This window comes from Streptomyces sp. NPDC054956, from assembly GCF_053609185.1.
The window spans coordinates 1-3420 of sequence record NZ_JBSGXB010000506.1 but is presented as its reverse complement, the minus strand read 5'-3'; the positions used below and the strand labels follow the sequence as shown (position 1 = coordinate 3420).

At 71.8% G+C, this 3420-nt stretch carries 4 protein-coding genes; 1 reads left to right on the top strand and 3 read right to left on the bottom strand.

Annotated features, from left to right (window positions below; translation table 11 throughout):
* Positions 1-327: 327 nt before the first annotated feature.
* Positions 328-1335, bottom strand: a complete 1008-nt coding sequence (locus ACWGDE_RS37460; protein ID WP_453393551.1) for a stage II sporulation protein M — start codon at positions 1333-1335, stop codon at positions 328-330.
* A gap of 126 nt (positions 1336-1461) precedes the next feature.
* On the opposite strand from ACWGDE_RS37460, the gene ACWGDE_RS37455 reads away from it, so the two are divergent.
* Complete coding sequence (locus ACWGDE_RS37455; protein WP_453393550.1) at positions 1462-2451, top strand: RDD family protein; 990 nt, start codon at positions 1462-1464, stop codon at positions 2449-2451.
* On the opposite strand, the gene ACWGDE_RS37450 is transcribed toward ACWGDE_RS37455, so the two are convergent.
* Positions 2448-3086, bottom strand: a complete 639-nt coding sequence (locus ACWGDE_RS37450; protein ID WP_453393549.1) for a hypothetical protein — start codon at positions 3084-3086, stop codon at positions 2448-2450. The two genes, ACWGDE_RS37455 and ACWGDE_RS37450, sit on opposite strands and share 4 nt — an antisense overlap.
* A gap of 97 nt (positions 3087-3183) precedes the next feature.
* A partial coding sequence (locus ACWGDE_RS37445) for an adenosylhomocysteinase (RefSeq protein ID WP_453393548.1) occupies positions 3184-3420 on the bottom strand: 237 nt, incomplete at its 5' end.

Below are 3420 nucleotides of genomic sequence, written 5' to 3'. Positions count from 1 at the left end.
TGTCTCCGACTCTATCAGACTCTTTCGTGTCCGATTCCCGGTCGAAGCGGGTTTCGCTTTCCAGTTCTTCGCTTTCGCGTTTCCCTTTCCGGCGATTCCGACTCTATCAGAAGTTTTCCACCGGATTTCCCGGCTTCGGATTCCTGAAAGAAGAGTCGAGTGTGCCCACTTGGAATTCAATTCCTGGGGCGAGAAAGACTTTAAACCATCGCTGCCGAACTTGTCCAGTTCGAGGCAACCGTTCGAATCTACCTCCCCGCGGCGGCCGTGTCAACGGTCTTCGCGGGACGACGAGGAGACTAGCAGCTCAGCGTGCTCGTACGCACATCAGGCTGCGGTGGGGAGCGTCGCCGTCCGGTCGGCGAGCTCCACGTCGCCCACCTCGCCCGCGCGGGCCGCGCGGCCGCCCAGGACGTAGACGTAGAGCAGGAAGAGGGTCTCGGCGGCCACGCCGATGGCGATGCGCGCCCAGGTGGGGAGGCCGGAAGGGGTGACGAAGCCTTCGATCAGGCCCGATACGAAGAGGACCGCCGTCAGGCCGATGGCCATGCCGAGGGCCGCGCGGCCCTGTTCGGCCAGGGCCACCCGTCGGGTGCGCAGGCCCGGGTCGATGACCGTCCAGCCCAGGCGCAGGCCCGTGCCGGCGGCGACGAAGACCGCCGTGAGTTCGAGCAGGCCGTGCGGGAGGATCAGGCCGAGGAAGACGTCGAGGCGGTCGGCGCCTGCCATCAGGCCGATGCCCACACCCAGGTTCTGCATGTTCGCCCACAGGATCAACAGCACCGGGACGCACAGGAAGCCGCCCAGGACCAGGCAGAACGCGGCCGCCCGGGCGTTGTTCGTCCAGACCTGGGCCGCGAAGGATGCCGCGGGGTGGCTGGAGTAGTACGTCTCGTACCCGCCGCCGGGCTTCGTCAGCGCCTTGAGGTCCTCCGGGGCCGCTATGGACGCCTGGACCTCGGGGTGGGTGGCTATCCACCAGCCCATGATCACGGCGACCGCTGTGGAGACCAGTGCCGCGGGGATCCACCAGCGGCGGCTGACGTAGACGGCGGCCGGGAAGCCTGTGGTGAAGAAGCGGACCGCGTCGCGCCAGCCGCCCCGGCGGGCTCCCGTCACCGTGGCGCGGGCGCGGGCGACGAGCTGGGTCAGGCGGCCCGTGAGCATCGGGTCGGGGGCGCTGGACTGGATGAGGGAGAGGTGGGTCGCGGTGCGCTGGTAGAGCGCGACGAGTTCGTCGGCCTCGGCCCCCGTGAGACGCCGGCCGCGGCCCAGGAGCTGTTCCAGGCGGGCCCACTCCGTCTGGTGGGCTGCCACGAAGACGTCGAGATCCATGTGGTTGGCGCTCCCCTGCCCCTGGTTCCTGCTGGCCCCGTGATTTTTTCTGCTTCTTCTGTGGTCAGCTTGGCAGACTGGATGCCAAAGGGGCGGGGCAGGTCACATGAAGGGGTGTGTGCATCGGTGAGCGATCTGGTGACGGGGGACGCGGTCGTCCTGGGGCTTCGGCCGGCGAGGCTGCCGAGCCGGGCGCTGGCGATCCTGCTCGACCTGACGGTGTACATCGCCGGGTACCTGATCGTTTCGCTCGGGCTTGCCTTCTCCATCGCCTCGCTGGACGGGGCGGCTCAGGCGGCCGTGGAGGTGTCGGCCTTCGTCCTCATCCTGGTCGGCGTGCCGATCGCGGTGGAGACCCTGAGCCACGGGCGTTCGCTCGGCAAGCTCGCCTGCGGGCTCCGCGTGGTCCGTGACGACGGCGGGCCGATTCGGTTCCGGCACGCGCTGGTGCGCGGGGCCTTCGGGGTCTTCGAGCTGCTGATGTTCTTCGGGTCGATCGCGTGCATCGCCTCGCTGTTCTCCGCGCGCGGGCGGCGGCTCGGCGACGTGTTCGCGGGGACGCTCGTCATCCGCGAGCGGGTGCCGGGGGCGCGGGTGATGCCGGTGCCTCCGCCGCCGCCGTGGCTGGCCGGGCGGTTCGGGGGGCTGGACCTGTCGGCCGTACCGGAAGGGCTGTGGCTCGCGATACGGCAGTACCTGACCCGCATGAACCAGCTGGATCCGCAGGTGGGTGCCGAGATGGCGGCCCGGCTCGCGGACGATCTGGTGGCGCGTACCGGGGCTCCGCCGCCGGTCGGGGTGCCGGCCGCCGCGTTCCTGATGGCCGTGGTGCACGAGCGCCAGTCCCGCGACGCCGCCCGGGCCTTCCGGCAGCAGGCGCCGGGGGCCGCTCCCGTTCCCTACGGGCAGCCCGTGGCCGTGGCGGTTCCCGGTCCGTACGGTCAGCCCGTACCCGCGGCCGCTCCCGCGCCCGTGGTGATGCCGGCGGTGGCGCCGGTCGCGCCGCCGGCCGTGGTTCCCGTCGCGCCGGTGGCGCCCGTCCCCGCGCCCGTTCCCGTGCCCGAGCACGTGGCCGATCCGCCGGCGCGTACCACCGGGTTCGCGCCGCCCGCCTAGGCGCCGCCCGCCTCGTACGGCTCGAAGGTCGACGGCGGGGTTTCCAGGTGTTCGAGTTCGATGCCGGGGGCTGCCAGGACCACGTCCCCGGCGATGTGGACGGTGTGGACCTCGCCGGTGTCCAGGGCGCTGACCTGGTATTCGTCGACCAGGAGCGGGCCGCTGTCGGTGGGGTGTTCCGCGCGGCGCAGGAGGGCCCAGGCCTGGTCGACCGTACGGGGTGCCAGGACGGGGTCGGTCAGGGCGACGAGGCGGACGCGCGTGGCCGGGGCGCCGGGGGCGAGGCGCAGCAGCCGGGCCGTGGCGACGAGGAAGGCCGGGGAGGTGCCGGTGAACCCGGAGGCGCCCCGGACGTTGCCCTCGGTCGCTTCGGCCCCGGCCGGGTCGGTGCGGACCCAGGTGATGCCGTCGATGGCGGCGCCGCGTACCTGCCAGCTGGAGGCGTTGGCCTCGAGGCGGATGGGGCGGCCCAGTTCGTCGACGGCCAGGTCGACGGAGCCGCGGTGCCCGCCGTCGGGGGCGGTGAGCTGGGAGACGTAGCGCCAGCCCGAGGGGCCCGGGGCGCAGTGGAAGTGCTCCTCGCCGAGGGGGGTGTGGTCGTGCGGGTCGTGGAGCGAGTAGCGGCCGCGGGGCATGGGGCGTCTTCCTGGGTCTCGGGCGGGTACGGGGCAGGCCCCCGGCACGGGTGCCGGGGGCCTGACCTGACGCGTGGGTGCTGCGGATCCGCGGGGATCAGTAGCGGTAGTGGTCCGGCTTGTACGGGCCCTCGACCTGGACGCCGATGTAGGCGGCCTGCTCGGGGCGCAGGGTGGTGAGCTTGACGCCCAGCGCGTCGAGGTGGAGGCGGGCCACCTTCTCGTCGAGGTGCTTCGGCAGCACGTAGACGCCGGTGGGGTACTCGGCGGGCTTGGTGAAGAGCTCGATCTGGGCCAGGGTCTGGTCCGCGAAGGAGTTCGACATCACGAAGGA

Bases quoted from the DNA above. Each gene is read 5' to 3' on its own strand.
- ACWGDE_RS37460 (WP_453393551.1), bottom strand. From the start codon at position 1,335: ATGGATCTCGACGTCTTCGTGGCAGCCCACCAGACGGAGTGGGCCCGC.
- ACWGDE_RS37450 (WP_453393549.1), bottom strand. From the start codon at position 3,086: ATGCCCCGCGGCCGCTACTCGCTCCACGACCCGCACGACCACACCCCC.